The 1,075-nt window shown below is 50.3% G+C and carries 1 protein-coding gene; it reads left to right on the plus strand.

All coding sequences use genetic code 11. The annotated features are described in order from the left end of the window. Positions 1-1,075, plus strand: a 1,075-nt coding sequence (locus DBR43_RS32860) for a condensation domain-containing protein (protein ID WP_148090776.1), incomplete at both ends; no start/stop codon positions are given.

Raw genomic sequence — 1,075 nt, forward strand, 5'->3', positions numbered from 1 at the left:
ATGTACAAAACAGGAGACCTTGCAAAATGGCTTCCTGATGGGAAAATTCTGTTTACAGGAAGAAACGACGACCAGGTCAAGATCCGGGGATACCGGATAGAACTTGCAGAAATTGAACATGCCCTTACTCAAATTCCGGGTATTGCACAGGCATGCGTTCTGGTCAGGGAAAGACAGACTTCCTCCGGCAGCTCAAAATACCTGGCCGGGTATTATGTCCTAAACCAGGACAACCCGCCGGATGGTGCTACACTCAGCGAACAGCTGAGACAGACCTTACCAGACTATATGGTTCCGCAGACGCTCGTACAGATGGACAGCTTTCCTCTGACCAGCAACGCGAAACTCGATAAAAAGGCATTCCCTGATCCGGAGCCGGATACCGAAAAAAATGGTTATGCCGCTCCTCAGAACGAAGCACAGGAAACCATCTGTTCCATCTGGCAGGAGGTATTGGGAATTACCCCTGTGGGGATTACGGACGATTTCTTCCGGATCGGCGGGAACTCCATCCTTGCCATCCAGGCATCCCATAGAATGAGTACTGCATTAGAATATGAAGTAAAGGTGGCAGATTTGTTCCGTTATAAGTCGCCGGCGCAGCTGTCCGACATGCTAAAGAAAGATGCCCGGATCAAGATCGTCAAAACATCTGCCCCATCCGCTGTCCTCTCTTTTGCCCAGGAGCGCCTGTGGTTCATTGAGCAATACGAACAGGGAACAAATACTTATAACATGCCAATGGTGTTCGAACTGGCCGAAGGAACAGATATCGAAGGGATCCGGTATGCATTGGGCAAGATCATGCAGCGGCATGAGGTCCTCAGGAGTACCATCGAACAGGACGATCAGCAACAGGGAATCCAGGTGCTGCACCACGAACCACTGGACACCGGACTGGTCCTGCTCGCAGATGAAAAAGAACTCAACGCAGTCATCACTGAAGACATCAACCTTCCTTTTAACCTGGCCACAGAGTATCCGATCAGAACACGGTTCTATCAGCTGGAAAACGGACGCAAAACCCTGCTCCTGATCAATACCCACCATATTGTAAGTGACGGCTGGTCTTCCG

Source organism: Pedobacter sp. KBW06, from assembly GCF_003852525.1.
GTDB lineage: Bacteria > Bacteroidota > Bacteroidia > Sphingobacteriales > Sphingobacteriaceae > Pedobacter.